Source organism: Streptomyces sp. NPDC001157 (assembly GCF_053598255.1).
This window is the reverse complement of sequence record NZ_JBSFJW010000008.1, coordinates 52,208-68,027: the sequence shown is the minus strand read 5'-3', so window position 1 is coordinate 68,027 and position 15,820 is coordinate 52,208. Positions and strand designations below refer to the sequence as shown.

Here is a 15,820-nt window from a genome sequence, read left to right as displayed (position 1 = left end):
GGGCCTCTGACCAGGTGATTCTCTGTGCCCCCGGCAGGATTCGAACCTGCGACACCCGCTTTAGGAGTGGGATCGGATCCTTGCCGGGAGGTGCCTGGTGCTGCCGCGCGGTGCTGTTTCCCCTGGTCGGAACCGCGCGCGGCGAGCCACTTGATCCGGCTCATGCCACCCTGTATGGGGCAGTCTCACGCATCGCTCACGCGCTGCGGGCTGCTGATCAGCGTGTGGGTCAGATCTGGCCGAGGTCGATCTCCACCGGGAAAGGGGCCGCCACCTTGAGGACGCCGGTGAACACGTCTCCGTCCCGATAGGTCTTCGTCGCGGGGTCGAGAACGTAGGTGTACACGAGAGGAACGCCTGTCGCGGCCTGCTCGATCCGCCAGTAGAAGCCGATGCCTGCCTTGGCGTACTGGTCGACCTTCACGATTCGGTCGGTGGTCTCCGAGCCCGGCGATACCACTTCCACGACCAGCAGCACGTGCTCGGGGCGGGTGGGGGTGATGTCGATCGTGTCTGCGCGGTACACGACGACGTCCGGGCGGCGATTAGTGAGCGGGAGGTCCTGAAGCCGGACGTCGAAGTCCGTGTCGGCATTCCACTCCGGGCCCGAGGCGGCATCCAGGGCGTTCGCCAGAATCCGGGCCAGCCGGTTGTGGCGCTTGGATGCACTCGGACTCACGACGACCATCCCGTCCACGATCTCGATACCGGCGCACTGTTCCTCGGACCAGGACTCGTACTCCTCCGCCGTGATCTGCTCATGCATCCACGCCGGGGTCACCATCTCGGCCGTCATGAAGCACCTCCCGGACACTGTGCTGCGGGCCCGATCCCGCTGGATTCAGCGTACTGTCTGCCGTCCGTCCGGCACGCTGATCTCGCACACGCCCCTCCCCGGCGGTCGTCATCCGACCGGCGAGCTCACGACGAGTGAGGAACCAGCGTCGGCCTACGGAACGTCCCGGTCGGCAGCCGCGCCTGCCTCGAGGGACCGTACGGGCGTTCACCTCGCTGCGCCGGCCCCGGCCCGGCACCCAGCTGATCGCGGGGCGTGAGGATCACGCCCGTGCGGGCCATGCCGGGGGAGGAGGCGCCAGGCGACGTCGTCGTGCTGTACCGGGCGCGCAGCGAGGCCGACGCCGTGCTGCCGAAGGGTGCGCAACCTGGTCGCGCTACGGGGCGGACGGCTGCACCTGCTCACCGGCAGAAGCAGCGAGGGCGGCACCCCGCCGTTCGGCCCGGGCAGCCTGCTTGGTGTGCGTCACGACGAGACTGGGGTGTGGAACGGCGCCTCCTCCGGCCATTCCTGCTCGCCGAGGTCGAACATGCGCTTGCCCATGACGCTCGCGCCGGTGCGCTCGAACGTCTCCCGCGCGGCGTCGTTGTCGCAGCCCTCGCCCAGCTTCAGGTTCTCCCGGATGAATCGCAGCGGGAGCCACAGCATGCCTCCTGAACGGCCGTGAGGCGACGACCCACTGGGCCTCGACGGACTACCTCCGCACCGAACTTCGACGTGACGGTCCAGCCCCAGAGGTACGTCCGCTCCGGAAATTACGTCACCTCGGCAGGCGTGGACATGTCCCTCTGCCTGGCCACCCTGATCACGGACGAGGCCACGGCGAAGGCGATCCAACAGGCAGTGGAAACCACCCCCAACCGCCCTGCGACTCCGGGAACGCGGCGGAGGCATCCCCCGAACTCAATCAACGCGCACTGGAGTTGCTGCTGGCGTCGGAGGCGTCACCGGACCGGTGACTCGGCGAGCTGCTCCTGCAACCGCGCATGCCGGAACTCGTACGCCGCCCCGGCCTGCCGCAGCACACCCCGCCGGTGCGCCTCGTCCAGAAAGGCCATCAGCCGCCAGGGCAGACGCCCCGTGCCGCACAGCCAGAACCGGGTGACGAGGAACCAGCCCCAGGCGCTGAGGAAGACGGCGAAGGGACCTACGAAGATCCAGGCGAGGAAGGAGACGCCGATGTAACCCGTCTGCTCCTCCATGCCTCCCGGGAGGTAGAGGAGGACGTCGGACGTCAGGACCGCGGCGATCATGCCCGTAGCGGTGAGCGTGACGCCCCGGGTGATGACGGTGGCCCGGTCGATACGGAGTCCGGCACGTGGGCTGACCGCGCGCGCGATGTCGGCGGGAGCGACGAGCCAGGCGTGGAAACTGGAGGCCAGCCCACTGATCACGCCGAGAGCGAGACCGACGGTCACACCGAGGCCGAGCGCTCCGCCGAAGAGCGTGACGGGCGATGCCTCGTACAGCCACTCGGCCGACCGCTTGGGCGGTTCGTTCTGGAAGTCGCCGTCCTCGACGTACCTGCCGTTCGGGAGCCGGACCTCGGTTTGGGCGAGAGGTTCCCGCAGGCGGAGCTCGATGCGGCCGTGGAAGGGCGTGCAGCGTTCCGCGTCCGAGCAGTCCCAGTGCGCCGCGTCCTCGGGGGACCGCGCGGTGACGGCGTACCGGGTGCCGTCGGAATACTCCTCGACGACCCCGTCGACCGGCTTCGGGAACCGGAGGTACCGGTCGCCGTTCGAGCGCAGGCCATGGAGCCAGCCGTCCTCGGTGACCACATACCGGGTGCCGTCGGCCAGGCGGTGCACAGCCCCGTGAGGGAAGTCCTCGCGCACGGCGGCGCGGGTGCTCAGCACGGTGGCGTCGGCGATCCCGAAGGCGGCACCCAGGGAGAGGCCGACCAGCAGCCCGGCCGCGAGCCTCCTCGGCAATGAACGGCCGAGCCGGTCGCGAGTTTGCCGGGTGGCAGACCTCGGTGCGGTCCGCACGGGCCCACCCGTGGCGCCGCGCAACCCCAGGGAGACCAGCCCGCCGACGGACAACGCGGCGATCACCTCGACCCAGACGGGGGCCATGAACATCAAAGGGACGAAGTACGCGAAGGCTGCGGCCAGCAGCACGACCACCGCGGTCGTGACCCGTCCCCGCCTGCCGAACGGCCCGTGTGCGGGGCGAGGTCCCCCGGCGATTCCCAATACGGCGAGGGCGGTGGCCGTGGCCATGCCACAGGCGACCGCCAGCGCCACCGCGCTGAACCACTCCGCGCCCTGAGCGGGGTAGGGAAAGAAGGTGCTCCACATGAGGCTGGTGTTGGTGGTCCAGCCGACCGCCATCCCCACCGGCACCGCGGGAATCGCGACGAGCAGAGCCTGGCGCGCCACCCGCCGTCCTGCGCCCGTGCTCGCCGAGATTCGCGTGGGCCGGGCCCACGAGAGCGCCAGGTATCCGAGACACACTCCGCTGATGAAGGCGGCCGTCACCACCGGCACGATCAGGCCCACGATCCGGACCCACACCAGGGCCACGGCCACGGCCACACACCCCAGCAACAAAATCGGCCCCAGCCTGCGTAGCACCCAGGGCAGTTCGAGATACAGCCGCCACCACGCCAACTGCCGGGTGGTCCGCCGTTGCATATGATCCGCGAGATACCCCAACCACCCGCGCGCCCGCTCCCCCTGTGGACTGTCCGCGAACGCGGCAGGCACGAACGCCTCCAGCAGATGCCGCTCCAGCACACCCGGATCCGCGAACCGACCGTCGAGCAACTCAGCCGGATCGTCCCCCGTGTCCCCGTAGACGGCCCGAGCCATCGCCACCATCAGGGGCGTACCGAACACCTGCCGCAGCGCTTGCGCCACCGCCGCATCCGGCTCGGCACGCAGCGCCGCGAGCACCGGATCCCACAAGGTGACCCGTCGCCCGTCGACACCCCGCACCGGCCGAGCCGTCCGCACCAGATACGCACACGCGGCCTCGAACGACAACGGCCGCAACTCCACCACCGCCGCCGCGGTGAACACGTCCCCGGCCTCGACGGCCTTTGCGTACGCCTCCGTACGACAGGTCAGCAACACCCGTTCCCCGGGATCGAGTTCGGCGTTGAGCCGCCGCAGGGCCGCACCCCAGGAAGCCTCGGGCATCTCGTCGAGCCCGTCCAGCACGGGCAACACCAGCCCGGCCCGCAACAACTCCCGCACCCATGGCGCCCCGGGATGGGTGGCGGCCAGATGCCCAGCCATCCACTCCCGCAACGACTCCCGCTCGGCCCGCCACCCGGACAACGGAAACACCACGGGCACAGGCTCTCCGGCCACTCGATGCTCCAGCCGCTCCAGAGCGAACCGAACGGCGAGCACGGTCTTCCCGCTCCCCGGCCCGCCCAACACCACGAGCCGCCGAGAGGGTACGGCGTCAAGGGCGTCCGAGACGCTGTCGACGAGCGGGCCGATGAAGCCGGCCTCATCGGCGAGCCACGCCTCGGCAGGTGCCCAGTGCACCTCGAACGGATGCGGATCCTGCAGCCGCCGTAACCGCCATTCGGCCCGCCACTGCTCCTCCACGGCCGCGGCCAGCCGCCCGGCGAGTCCCTCGAGCCGCTCCCGAGACGACCCGCCGGCGGCATCGTCGGCGGGACGGCTGCGCCAGAGATTGACGGCGAGCCCGGCGACGGACAACCCGAACCCGAGCACAGCCGTCAGCGACGACGTGTTCCCGAGATCCCCGTTCCGCAACGCCACGACGAGCACGACCCCCGTGACCGCCACGGCCCCCAGCCAGATCCCATGCCGCCACCACCGCATCGCACGGCCCCCGTCCCGCCCGGCGTCCTGCACGGAGGATAGAACCGCGATCACGCTCCGTAAAAGAGATGTGTCCGCCTCACACCGAAACGCCCACCGCAACTTCGCCTCCACGACAGCCCGGAACACCCGCCGAACAGGCGGCGCGCACAGCCCGGTGACGACGAGAGCGGCGACGAGGCTGACCCGTCCCGCCCTGAACTCCTCCTGCACCCAGCCGAGTTCCAGAGCGACGGACCGAGGGGGTGCGGAGAGCACGGGGCCTATGCGGCATCGGCGGTCTCCTCCTGGAGCTGGCAGACGACGGCTCGGCGGCCGCGGCTGACCTCGATCAGGCCGTCCTTCTTCAGCTGGGTGAAGGCCCGGTGCGCGGTACCGACCGAGACACCGTGGGCCTGCGCGATGTCGCCGACCGTGGGTACGTCCTCGCCGGGGAGCATCGTGCCGTCCTTGATGGCGTCAGTGAGTTCCTTTGCGATCACTTCCCAGGGAGCGAGCTCGCGGGGCGGGGCGGCTTCGGCCTTGATGGTCTTACCGATAGGGCCCACGGCCGCGTCCGGGCGGGCCTGGACCGCTGATTCGCACTGGCCGCACAGGGCCTCAGCGCCGTCCTCGGTGACCACGAGCATGGCCCACAGCGATTCGTTGCCGCACTCGCAGAGCAGGCGGAGCCCGTTGATGACGGTCGTCACCGGCTGCTCGGCGAGTAGCCCTTCTGGCACCGGCAACTGCTTGGCGAAGGCGGTGACGGCCTGGCGGTCGGAGGTGGCCAGGAAGGCCGCGTAGTACTTGAGCGTGGTCGCTCCTCCGCCGCCGTGCCCGACGCGGCCGGCGACCGTTCGTACGTCGGCACCGGCGCCCAGGAGCTCGGTCACGTTGTACGCACGCAGGTCCTTCAGCCGGTGGGTGTGGATCTTCAGCTTCTCCGCGAGGCGGCGGTAACGCTGGCTGACGCTCGACGGCACGAGTGGGGCGGAACTGTCGGCTTCGCCGGAGAACACGAAGGAGTCGCGGGGGAGTTCGCCGCCGAGCGCCTTGCAGCGTTCCTCGGCGCGGGCTCGGTGGGCGGCGAGGACGGAACGCGTGATCACGTCGATGGCCTGCTTGCGGCGCTGGTGGGTCTTGGTGTCCTTGATCCTGCGGCCGTTGGTGGAGTGCTTCACGAAGAGTTCGAGGCGGTCGAGGTTGATGTCCGACCAGCGCAGAGCGCACATCTCGCCGCGGCGCGAGCCGGTGACCATGGTCATGAACAGGAACGTTCCCCAGTCCAGGTCCCGCTGCCAGGCAGTGTTCAGAACCAGGACTGCCTCTTCGGGAGTCGGCGGGTCGGGGTTCGGCTTGGGCTGGGATGGGGGCTCGGCGAGGGCCGCCACGTTCGTCGTCACGTAGCCCCAGCGCAGGCCGCGGTTGAGCGCCGGGCGCAGGATGAAGTGAATCTTGCGGACTGAGTTCGCGGAGAGCGGCTCGCAGACGTGTTTCTGCTTCGTCTTGGGGTCGGTCTTGCCGTTGCGCCGGCCTTCGCACTGGTCCTGGCACTGCCGGAGACGGGCGTAGAACAGCTCCAGCATCTCGGCGGTCAGCTTGGCCGCCTTGAGGTCGCCGAACGTGGGCTTGAGGTAGTTGCGGATGATGCCCTCGGCCCGCTCGTACGACGTCTCGTCGAGCTCGGCGACGCCCAGCCACCGGTCGAGCTGGGAACGACATGGTCACCTCGCGCTTCGGGTGGCGCTGCTCGTCGACCTGGTGGAGGAGCTTCGTGCGGGCCTTCTCCGCTTCGGAGAGCGTCGCGGCCTGCTCGTAGAGGTAGGTCTTCTTCTTTGTGAGCGGATCGCGCCCGACGTAGACGCTCGCTTGGTAGCCGGATCCGTTGCGCCGGATGCGGCCTCGTTGGGTGGTCTCGATCTTGGTGTTTGCCATGACGTGGAACCTACTGACGGCTAATGCCACGGCTACGACGAACAGCGCGCCTACCCGAGAAGGGTAAGCGCGCTGGTCAGACACTGTGCCCCCGGCAGGATTCGAACCTGCGACACCCGCTTTAGGAGAGCGGTGCTCTATCCCCTGAGCTACGAAGGCGGGGTCGTGGCCGTGAAGGTCACTGGCGTCAGCGTACCGGATCTGGTGGGGCGGGGTGTGGGGTCAGGTCACCTGTACTCGGGTGAAGCGGGATGCCACGTGGAGGTCCTGCTCGATGCGGGTCGCTGTGGCCCGGAGCTGGGGCAGGATGTCCCGCTCGCACTCCTCGGGCGTGTGGCGGGCCGCGTGCATGGCCACGTTCAGGGCGGCTACCGCTCGGCCCGTGCGGTCGCGGACCGGGACCGCGATGGAGCGGAGGCCCTCTTCGAGTTCCTCGTCGACCAGGGCGTAGCCCTGGGAGCGGACCTCGGTGAGGACGCGGGTCAGCGCTTCAGGGTCGGTCAGGGTGTGGGGGGTGAGGGGGCGGAGAGGGACGGGGAGGGGGCGGTCGGACGGGAGGAGGTCCGACAGCAGTACGCGGCCCATTGACGTTGCGAATGCCGGTAGTCGGGTGCCCACCGTGATGTTCACGCTCATGATGCGGCTCGTGGCGACGCGGGCCGTGTACTGGATGTCGTCGCCCGCCAGCACCGCCAGCGATGTCGACTCGTGGACCCGCTGGGCCAGTTCGGCCATGTGCGGGGCTGCGATCTCGGGGAGGGACGTGCGGGAGAGGGGTGGGAAGCCGAGGGACAGGGTGCGGGGGGTGAGCGTGAAGGTGCGGTCCTGCGCCTGGACCAGGCCCAGGTGCTCGTATGTGATCAGTGCCCGGCGGGCCGTCGCCCGGGCCAGGCCCGTCGTCTTTGCCACCTCGGTCAGGGTCAGGGCGGCGCGGCCCTCGCCGAAGGCCGTCAGGACCGTCAGGCCGCGGGCCAGGGACTCGACGAACTCCCTGCCCAGTTCCTGTTTCGAGGCGCCGGTCCAGGTCGCGAGGCCCGAGGGCGCGGCGGACGGATGGGGCGGCGGTACCTCGCGCAGGTCGTCCTCCATCGTCCGTACCGCCGCCCGCAGCCGGGGGAGCAGGGTGTCGCGCAGGTCCGCCGCGGTGTGCCGGCTGGTGTGGCTCACCACGTTCGCCGCGCAGGCGATACGGCCGGTGCGCGGGTCCCGTACGGGGACGGACACCGCGACCAGGCCCGGTTCGATCAGCTGGTCGTCCAGGGCCCAGCCGTTCGCGGCCGATTCGGCCACCCGGTGCTCGAAGTCCCGGTCGGGGGAGGGGTGTCGGGGTGGTGGTGCGGCCGGGAAGAGCGTCTGCTCCTGGGCTGCTGCCCTGCGCTGCCGCCATGCCCGCCAGTCGTTCTGCGTCCACTCCGTTGCGAACAGGGGGCCGGGCGCGGTGCGTTCGGCCGGCAGCAGGTCGCCGATGCGGAAGCTCAGGGACATCGCTCGGCGGCGGGTGGCCTGGTGGATGAAGCGGATGCCGTCGCGGTCGGCGACCGCCAGGGACACGGATTCGTCCAGTTCGTCGGCGAGGGCGTCGGCGCGCGCGTCCAGCAGGGCGGGCAGGCGCAGGGCGGAGAGGTAGGCGTTGCCCAGTTCCATCAGGCGGGGGGTCAGGATCACGTCCCGGCCGTCGAGGCGGACGTATCCCATGCGGGCGAGGGTGGCGGTGATCCGGTCGACCGTGGAGCGGGCGAGGCCCGTGGCCCGCTCCAGGGCGCTCGGGCTCAGCGTCCCACCGGCCTCCGTCAGCCGTTGCAGCACGGCGACCCCACGGATGAGCGGCGCGACCGCCTCGGCCGGTACGGCGGAGGAGCCGGCCGGTACGGCGGAAACGGCGGCGCGTACGGCGGGAGAAGCGGCGTCGGCGTCCATCGTGGGCTTCGCGGGCATCGGGTCTCCGGTACGGCGGTGGGGGCATGCCTACCGTAATGCGGAGACGCCCGGCCCATTGCGGCCGCTCACCGCCGGGTCACCAGCACCCGGTAGCTGCGGGAGCTTCCGGAGCCGGTCGTCCCCGCGACCGTGATGCGGATCCCCCGCTTCGGGTCCTTGAAGACCTCGCCCGGGGTGAAGGGGGCGTCCGAGAGTTCCGCGTGGACGTTGGGGCTGCGGGTGCAGCCGCCGCTGTCGCGCCGGGAGTCGTAGACCTTCACCGGTCCCATGCCGGTGTCGACATCCGCGTCGACCTTGTAGATCAGTACGCCCGGGCGGCACACGGCCTCGTCGTTGCCCGCGCGGACGCGTACCTCCATGGCGTACCCGGTGCGGCTGCTGAGGGGTACGAAGACCATCTTCGGGCCGCCCGCGCGTTCCAGCGGCGTCAGCGTGTGCTCCGTGGTGCCGTGCCGCGCGGCGCAGCTGACCTGGGACGGGTCCAGCCAGCCGAGTTTCCACTTGTGCCAGCCGAGCAGGTCGTTGTTGGCCCCCCAGTCCTCGCTCATGATGTCCCAGTGCCCGACCGATCCGCCGCCCGCCTGGGTGTAGAGGTCGGGCAGGCCGAAGACATGGCCGTTCTCGTGCGGCAGCACCCGGTAGCCGGTCTTGCCGTAGGAGCCGGAGCCGTCGTCCTGGCGGGAGTAGACGAAGGAGGCGTTGGCGACGGGTACGCCGTCGGCGACGGGTGCCTCCGCGTTTCCGGCGAAGGTCACCGACAGGACCGTGTCCAGGGCGGACGGGCCGGCGTTCGGCGTCACCAGCACGTTCAGGAAGTCGTACTCCTGGAAGTTCACCTCGGGGTCGGCGGCGCTGACGATGTCCTGGACGAGCTCGCGGTAGCCGGAGTCGAAGGGGGCGCCGCGCTCTATGCCGTACGCCTTGAACGGCTTGGGCATGCGCAGCCAGTGCGGGATCGGGGTCTCGGGGCGGTAGTCCAGGCGGCCGTAGGAGGCGGTGCGGAACCACTGGCGGGTCTTGGGGAAGAACTCCCGGAAGCGGTCGAGGGCGTTGCCGGGGCCGGGGGCGTCGGAGAAGTCGACCATCAGGGTCAGGGCGCGGACGGTGCCCGTGGAGCGGGAGTAGCCGGTGCCGGTCGGGACGCCCTCCGACAGCTGGATGGCGTGACCGCCTCTGATCATGCAGGGGTCGAGGAGGGCGCTGCGGGCCGGTGCGATGGGGCCCGCCCCGGCCGTCGTGGAGGGCGCCGTCAGATGTCCGGTGCCGGCCGAGGTGCTGACCGCGAAGGTCAGGGCGGTCACGGAGGCGAGGGCGGCCGCACGGCGTGGACGTATCCGACGGCAGAGCTGCATGCACGCGTCCTTCGTCCATGGCAGCCGGCGGCATCGGACTGCGCCCTTTCGATCACCCTGATCGGGGGGCTGCGCGGGCGCGCGCTGGAGGAGCCCGAACGTGGGGTTTCGACCCGAGGGCGGTGTGACTCAGGTCACATCAAATCTCTCTGTCAACCTGAAATAAGCGGGGAGCGTCTCCCCGTTTAGTCAGGTGTCCAAGCGAAACGGGGAGTGGTTCCCCGGATCGCACCACCGACCGCTTGCAGTGGCACCCACTGCTCGCAGCAGCACTCACCGAGGAGCAGACCGTGACCGTCACGACGACCGCGAAGCCCGCGCAGCGCAAGGTGACCCGGCCGCGCGCCGACGCCCTGCGCAACCGGGAGCGGATCGTCGCCGCGGCCCGGGAGATGTTCACCGAGTTCGGCCCCGAGGTGCCGCTCGACGAGATCGCCCGCCGGGCCGGCGTGGGCAACGCCACGGTGTACCGCAACTTCCCCGACCGCGACGCACTCGTCCGCGAGGTCGTCTGCTCCGTGATGGACCGGACGTCGGAGGCGGCCGAGCTTGCGCTCGCCGAGACCGGGGACGCCTTCGAGGCGCTCGAGCGCTTTGTGCACACCGCCGCCGACGAGCGGATCAGCGCGCTGTGCCCGATGGTCCAGAGCACCTTCGACCAGAACCATCCCGATCTCGAAGCGGCCCGCCAGCGGGTCGAGCAGACCGTCAACGAGCTGATGGATCGCGCCAAGGAGGTCGGCCAGCTCCGCCCCGACGTCGCCGTCGGGGACCTCATGATCGTCGTGGCGCAGCTCAGCCGACCCCCGGCCGGCACCGACTGCCTCGTCAACGACCGCTTTGTGCACCGCCATCTGCAGCTGTTCCTGGACGGACTGCGGGCCCCGGCCCGCTCGGTCCTGCCGGGCGCACCCGTGACCGTGGAGGATCTGCGCCGGCCCTGCGATTAGTTCCGCACCCCAAGCCAGTCACTACACCGACTCACCGACTCACCGACTCGCCGAGTTACTGAATCGCTGAATCACCGGCCGTCGCCGGAAGCCCGTAGACGAGCCGTCCCCGTAAGACACCTTTTTCCGTCACGAAGTCCCGAAGTGGGTACCCCCATGTCTGCAACAGCCTCAAAGGCTCCAGGCGCCGTCGAGAACACCGGCGACGCCAACCGCTGGAAAGCGCTGGTCTTCATAGCGCTCGCCCAGCTGATGGTCGTGCTGGACGCGACCATCGTGAACATCGCCCTGCCGTCCGCCCAGACCGACCTGGGCATCTCGGACGGCAACCGTCAGTGGGTCGTCACGGCCTACGCCCTCGCCTTCGGTGGTCTGCTTCTGTTCGGCGGCCGGATCGCCGACCTGTGGGGCCGCAAGCGTGCCTTCGTCGTGGGTCTGGTCGGCTTCGCCGCCGCCTCCGCGCTCGGCGGTGCGGCGACCACCGGGGCCATGATGTTCGGCGCCCGCGCCCTCCAGGGCGTCTTCGGCGCGCTGCTCGCGCCCGCCGCGCTCTCCCTGCTCGCCGTGATGTTCACGGACGCCAAGGAGCGCGCCAAGGCGTTCGGCATCTACGGTGCGATCGCCGGTGGCGGTGGCGCCGTCGGCTTCATCCTCGGCGGCGTGCTCACCGAGTACATGGACTGGCGCTGGACGTTCTTCGTGAACATCCCGTTCGCCATCGTGGCCGCGCTGGGCGCGTACTTCGTCATCCGTGAGCCGGAGGGCGGCCGCAACCGCAACCCGCTCGACATCCCGGGCGTGCTGCTCTCCACCGCCGGCCTGGTCTCGCTGGTCTACGGCTTCACCCGCGCCGAGTCCGACGGCTGGGGCGACACCACGACCGTTTCCCTGTTCGTCGCGTCGGCCGTCCTGCTGATCGCGTTCGTCGTCACCGAGGCCAAGGTCAAGGCCCCGCTGCTGCCCCTGCGTGTGGTCACCGACCGCAACCGCGGCGGCATCTACCTCTCGCTCGGCATCGCCATCATCGCGATGTTCGGCACGTTCCTGTTCCTGACCTACTACCTGCAGGTCATCAAGGGCTACTCGCCCATCAAGACGGGCTTCGCCTTCCTGCCGATGATCGCGGGCATGATGGTCGGCTCGACCCAGATCGGCACCCGTCTGATGACCCGGGTCCCGGCCCGGGCGCTGATGGGCCCCGGCTTCCTGGTCGCGGCCGGCGGCATGCTCTTCCTGACCCAGCTGGAGATCGGCTCGTCGTACGCCTCGGTGGTGCTGCCGTCGATGCTGCTGCTCGGTCTCGGCATGGGTACGGCGTTCATGCCCGCCATGTCCCTGGCCACCCTGGGCGTCGAGCCCCGTGACGCCGGTGTCGCCTCCGCGATGGTCAACACCTCGCAGCAGGTGGGCGGCGCGATCGGTACGGCCCTGCTGAACACGATCGCCGCCTCCGCGACGACCTCGTACATCAAGGACCACATCGCCGGCGCGACCTCCAAGTCGCAGGCGCAGCTGGTCCAGATGCAGGGTGCGGTGCACGGCTACACCAACGCCATCTGGTTCGCCGTCGGCATGCTGGTGCTCGCCGCCGCGATCGTCGTGACCTTCGTGAACGCCGGCCGCCCGGGCTCGACGACGGTGTCGTCCTCCGAGGACGGCGTCGAGGACGAGCTGACCGTTCCGGTGGTCGCCCACTGACGGTGGCCGTCCGGCGGTACCCCTTCGGAACCATCCGTACGCGAGAGGAAGGGGACGCCTCCCGCGTACGACCCCAGGACCTGCCCTGGCTCCCTGAGTGAGCGGCTCAGCGGAGCCAGGGCAGGTCCGCGCCCGCATCGCTGGGCTGGAGGCCCTCGGCGACGATCTCCATGATCTCGCCGAGGGCCTCCTGCTGCTGCGGGGTGAGCCGTTCGAACAAGGCCTGCCGTACGGCCGTCACATGGCCCGGCGCGGTCCGCTCCAGCACCTCGGCGCCCGCGTCCGTCAGCACCGCGAACTGCCCCCGCTTGTCGGAGGGGCAGTCCTCGCGACGCACCCAGCCGTTCTTCTCCAGCCGCGCGATCGCGTGCGAGAGACGGGACCGGGTGATCTTCGACTTCATGGCCAGCTCGGTCATCCGCAGCCGCCGGTGCGGGGCCTCGGCGAGGCCGACCAGCAGTCCGTAGTAGATGTGCGGCATGCCCGCGTCCCGCTGCAGCTGGCGGTCGAGGTGGTCCTCGAGAAGCATGGTGGCATGCAGGTAGGAGCGCCAGATGCGCTGCTCGTCGTCGCTGAGCCAGCGGGTCTGCCCGGCGGGTTTCGCTGCCGCGTGTGCTTCTTCAGCGGATGTGGGTGCCGTGTTCATGTATCCATCGTACGAGAGCGCTCCTTGAAAATTAAACAAACGGGGCGTATGCTCCGAAGCAGGGAGTTTGAGAGTTCAAGCATTGGGAGTCACTGTCATGTCCGCCGCCACTCAGGAGCGCATGCCCGCCCTCTATCTCAGTCATGGTGCGCCGCCGCTCGCGGACGACCCGATCTGGCCCGGCGAACTCGCCGCATGGTCCGCAGGCCTGCCGCGCCCCAAGGCGATCCTCATGGTCTCCGCCCACTGGGAGGAGGCCCCGCTCGCGCTGGGTGCCGTGCAGACGATCCCGCTCGTCTACGACTTCTGGGGCTTCCCTGGGCACTACTACCAGGTGAAGTACGAGGCCCCGGGCGCACCCGAACTCGCCGAGTCCGTACGGAAGCTGCTGCGCGCCCCCGGCATACCCGTGCAGGACATCCCGGACCGCGGCCTCGACCACGGCGCCTATGTCCCGCTCGTCGAGATGTTCCCGGCCGCCGACATCCCCGTCCTGCAGATCTCGATGCCGACGCTCGACCCGGTGAAGCTGATGGAGATCGGCCGCAAGCTCGCGCCGCTGCGCGACGAGGGCGTGCTGATCGTCGGTTCCGGCTTCTTCACCCACAACCTGGCCGCGCTGCGGCACACGGGCGGGGGAGTGCCGACCTGGTCCTCGGAGTTCGACGACTGGGGTCACAAGGCGCTGGAGGCCCGGGACTGGGACGGCCTGCTGGACTTCCTCCACAAGGCCCCGGCCGGCCGCTACGCCCACCCGCGCACCGAGCACTTCGCCCCGCTGTTCGTGACCATGGGCGCGGCGGACGTCACCGGTGAGCTGGATGCACAGAAGTCCGTGATCGACGGCTTCTGGATGGGGATGGCGAAGCGGTCGGTGCAGTTCGGCTGAGGCCTCACTGGCCCTGCGGGCCTACAGCTCCTTCTCGTACCAGGCGACGTCCCAGTACCTGCCGAACTTCCGGCCCACCTCCCGGTAGGTGCCGACGTACCGGAACCCGAAGCGTTCATGCAGCCGCGTGGACGCTTCGTTGGGCTGTGCGATGCCCGCGTAGGCGCGGTGCAGGTCCTCGTCCGCCAGGGCCTCGAAGAGCGCCTTGTACAGGAGTGTGCCGATGCCGCGGCGGCCCGCGTCCGGGGCCACGTACACCGTGACCTCGACCGATGTCTCGTAGGCCGGTTTCGCACGGTAAGGGCTGGATGTGGAGTAGCCCAGAATTTCCTGTGTGTCCGCATCCGTGGCAACCATCAGCCGGTACGGGCCGTCTACAGGGTGGGAGAGCAGCCAAGGGCGGCGCTCTTCCGGAGTGAACACGGCGGTATCGAATGTGATGGGCGTCTCACGTACATAGTGGTTGTAGATGTCGGTGAGGGCTTCGAGGTCCCCCTCGACCCCAGGCCTGACCTGCACCTCTGTACGTTCCGACGGCATCGGTCCTCCTCACGTGGCCGGACAGGGTACTGCATGATCAGAAAAATCGGGGGGCGGGTTGGGAATTCTGTCCGGATTCCAGTCGTTGTTTCCATCGGATGCAGGGCACCCGACCAAAGTGCTCAGAGGCACTCGAAGGCGAGTGCCCGGCGTCTGAACGACCACCCGCCAGCCCACCATCGCAAGGGAGCACGCATGGCAACCCGTGCCGTCGCCCGTCGTAAGTCCGCCTCTGGCGAGACGGCCGACAGGGCAAGCAGTGTTCGCGCCCACGCCGGCGAGATCGCCGACCGTGACCTGGTCGGCATGTACCTCGACGAGATCGCGCGCACACCGCTGCTCGACGCCGCCAAGGAGGTCGAGCTGTCCCAGATCATCGAGGCGGGTGTGTTCGCGCGACAGGTTCTCGACGGGTACGAGGAGTCCAAGGCCGAGGCCACCCGCGAGGAGCTAGAGGCCCTCGTGGCCGAAGCCGAGCGCGCCAAGGACATCTTCATCCGTTCCAACCTCCGCCTGGTCGTGGCCGTGGCGCGTCGTTACCCCCGTAGCGGTCTGCCCCTGCTCGACCTGATCCAGGAGGGCAACGCCGGTCTGGTGCGCGCGGTGGAGAAGTTCGACTACCGCAAGGGCTTCAAGTTCTCGACGTACGCGACCTGGTGGATCCGTCAGGCGATCACCCGCTCGATAGCGGACCAGTCGCGCACCATCCGCCTCCCCGTCCACCTGGTGGAGGAGCTGGGCCGGATCCGCCGTGTGCAGCGGGAGTTCAACCGCGAACACGGCCGCGACCCGGAGCCCGCGGAGATCGCCGCCGAGCTCGGCTCGAACGCGGACCGCGTGATCGACGTCCTGGACTGGGCCCGCGACCCGGTCTCGCTGAACATGTCGGTGGACGACGACGGCGACACCCAGTTCGGCGACCTGCTCGAGGACACCTCCGCGGTCTCCCCGGAGCAGTCCGTCCTCACCCTGCTCCGCAGCGAGGAGCTCGACCACCTCATCGGCCGCCTCGACCCGCGCACGGCGTCCATCATCAAGATGCGCTACGGCATCGACGACGGCCGCGAGCGCACCCTGACGGAGGTCGGCAAGGAGCACGGTCTGACCCGTGAGCGGATCCGGCAGATCGAGAAGCACGCCCTGCTGGAGCTGAAGAAGCTGGCACGCGACACGGGCTTCGAGGCAGCGGCCTGACGAGCGGTCACGGGGCGCGTACGTCACCCGGTGAGCGCCGGGTGGCGTACGACGCCCGCGGACGCGCACGCCGGGTGGCGAAAGACCGCGCAAACAT

12 protein-coding genes and 1 tRNA gene are annotated in these 15,820 nt (G+C 69.7%); 4 read left to right on the top strand and 9 right to left on the bottom strand.

Annotated elements, in window-relative coordinates; translation table 11 throughout:
- Positions 1-229: 229 nt before the first annotated feature.
- The 7 genes from ACWDAG_RS17065 to ACWDAG_RS17035 form a co-directional block, all read right to left on the bottom strand.
- Positions 230-796, bottom strand: coding sequence for a Uma2 family endonuclease (locus tag ACWDAG_RS17065; protein WP_450696381.1), 567 nt, complete (start codon positions 794-796; stop codon positions 230-232).
- Between the two features lie 465 nt (positions 797-1,261).
- Positions 1,262-1,444: a hypothetical protein gene (locus ACWDAG_RS17060; protein ID WP_450696380.1), complete on the bottom strand. Its 183-nt coding sequence runs from the start codon at positions 1,442-1,444 to the stop codon at positions 1,262-1,264.
- A 296-nt stretch (positions 1,445-1,740) separates the two neighbouring features.
- Positions 1,741-4,653, bottom strand: a complete 2,913-nt coding sequence (locus ACWDAG_RS17055; protein WP_450696379.1) for an NACHT domain-containing protein — start codon at positions 4,651-4,653, stop codon at positions 1,741-1,743.
- A gap of 209 nt (positions 4,654-4,862) precedes the next feature.
- Positions 4,863-6,167: a tyrosine-type recombinase/integrase gene (locus ACWDAG_RS17050; protein ID WP_450696378.1), complete on the bottom strand. Its 1,305-nt coding sequence runs from the start codon at positions 6,165-6,167 to the stop codon at positions 4,863-4,865.
- A gap of 435 nt (positions 6,168-6,602) precedes the next feature.
- Positions 6,603-6,675, bottom strand: a tRNA-Arg gene (locus ACWDAG_RS17045).
- A 63-nt stretch (positions 6,676-6,738) separates the two neighbouring features.
- Positions 6,739-8,451 carry an IclR family transcriptional regulator domain-containing protein gene (locus tag ACWDAG_RS17040; RefSeq protein ID WP_450696377.1) on the bottom strand — a complete coding sequence of 571 codons (1,713 nt, stop codon included), beginning with the start codon at positions 8,449-8,451 and terminating at the stop codon, positions 6,739-6,741.
- Between the two features lie 68 nt (positions 8,452-8,519).
- Complete coding sequence (locus ACWDAG_RS17035; RefSeq protein WP_450696376.1) at positions 8,520-9,806, bottom strand: M6 family metalloprotease domain-containing protein; 1,287 nt, start codon at positions 9,804-9,806, stop codon at positions 8,520-8,522.
- A 290-nt stretch (positions 9,807-10,096) separates the two neighbouring features.
- Between ACWDAG_RS17035 and ACWDAG_RS17030 the strand changes: the two genes are divergently transcribed.
- Positions 10,097-10,756 carry a TetR/AcrR family transcriptional regulator gene (locus tag ACWDAG_RS17030; protein WP_450696375.1) on the top strand — a complete coding sequence of 220 codons (660 nt, stop codon included), beginning with the start codon at positions 10,097-10,099 and terminating at the stop codon, positions 10,754-10,756.
- 156 nt (positions 10,757-10,912) lie between these two features.
- The gene (locus ACWDAG_RS17025; protein WP_450696374.1) at positions 10,913-12,454 is read left to right on the top strand and encodes an MFS transporter; all 1,542 of its coding nucleotides are present in this window, start codon (positions 10,913-10,915) and stop codon (positions 12,452-12,454) included.
- A gap of 106 nt (positions 12,455-12,560) precedes the next feature.
- On the opposite strand, the gene ACWDAG_RS17020 is transcribed toward ACWDAG_RS17025, so the two are convergent.
- Complete coding sequence (locus tag ACWDAG_RS17020) at positions 12,561-13,100, bottom strand: MarR family winged helix-turn-helix transcriptional regulator (RefSeq protein WP_450696373.1); 540 nt, start codon at positions 13,098-13,100, stop codon at positions 12,561-12,563.
- 97 nt (positions 13,101-13,197) lie between these two features.
- On the opposite strand from ACWDAG_RS17020, the gene ACWDAG_RS17015 reads away from it, so the two are divergent.
- A complete protein-coding gene (locus tag ACWDAG_RS17015; protein WP_450696372.1) occupies positions 13,198-13,989 on the top strand; it encodes a dioxygenase family protein in 792 nt (263 codons plus the stop codon).
- 21 nt (positions 13,990-14,010) lie between these two features.
- Here the strand turns inward: ACWDAG_RS17015 and ACWDAG_RS17010 are convergent, their stop codons facing one another.
- Entirely contained in the window at positions 14,011-14,529 is a 519-nt protein-coding gene (locus ACWDAG_RS17010) for an N-acetyltransferase family protein (protein ID WP_450696371.1), read from the bottom strand.
- A 195-nt stretch (positions 14,530-14,724) separates the two neighbouring features.
- On the opposite strand from ACWDAG_RS17010, the gene ACWDAG_RS17005 reads away from it, so the two are divergent.
- On the top strand, positions 14,725-15,723 hold the full coding sequence (locus ACWDAG_RS17005; protein ID WP_450696370.1) for a sigma-70 family RNA polymerase sigma factor: 999 nt from the start codon (positions 14,725-14,727) through the stop codon (positions 15,721-15,723).
- Positions 15,724-15,820: the final 97 nt, after the last annotated feature.

Excerpts from the sequence above, each read along its gene's own strand:
- ACWDAG_RS17065 (WP_450696381.1), bottom strand. The coding sequence starts at position 796 with ATGACGGCCGAGATGGTGACCCCGGCGTGGATGCATGAGCAGATCACG.
- ACWDAG_RS17060 (WP_450696380.1), bottom strand. The coding sequence starts at position 1,444 with ATGCTGTGGCTCCCGCTGCGATTCATCCGGGAGAACCTGAAGCTGGGC.
- ACWDAG_RS17050 (WP_450696378.1), bottom strand. The coding sequence starts at position 6,167 with ATGCTGGAGCTGTTCTACGCCCGTCTCCGGCAGTGCCAGGACCAGTGC.
- ACWDAG_RS17040 (WP_450696377.1), bottom strand. The coding sequence starts at position 8,451 with ATGCCCGCGAAGCCCACGATGGACGCCGACGCCGCTTCTCCCGCCGTA.
- ACWDAG_RS17035 (WP_450696376.1), bottom strand. The coding sequence starts at position 9,806 with ATGCAGCTCTGCCGTCGGATACGTCCACGCCGTGCGGCCGCCCTCGCC.
- ACWDAG_RS17025 (WP_450696374.1), top strand. The coding sequence starts at position 10,913 with ATGTCTGCAACAGCCTCAAAGGCTCCAGGCGCCGTCGAGAACACCGGC.
- ACWDAG_RS17020 (WP_450696373.1), bottom strand. The coding sequence starts at position 13,100 with ATGAACACGGCACCCACATCCGCTGAAGAAGCACACGCGGCAGCGAAA.
- ACWDAG_RS17015 (WP_450696372.1), top strand. The coding sequence starts at position 13,198 with ATGTCCGCCGCCACTCAGGAGCGCATGCCCGCCCTCTATCTCAGTCAT.
- ACWDAG_RS17010 (WP_450696371.1), bottom strand. The coding sequence starts at position 14,529 with ATGCCGTCGGAACGTACAGAGGTGCAGGTCAGGCCTGGGGTCGAGGGG.
- ACWDAG_RS17005 (WP_450696370.1), top strand. The coding sequence starts at position 14,725 with ATGGCAACCCGTGCCGTCGCCCGTCGTAAGTCCGCCTCTGGCGAGACG.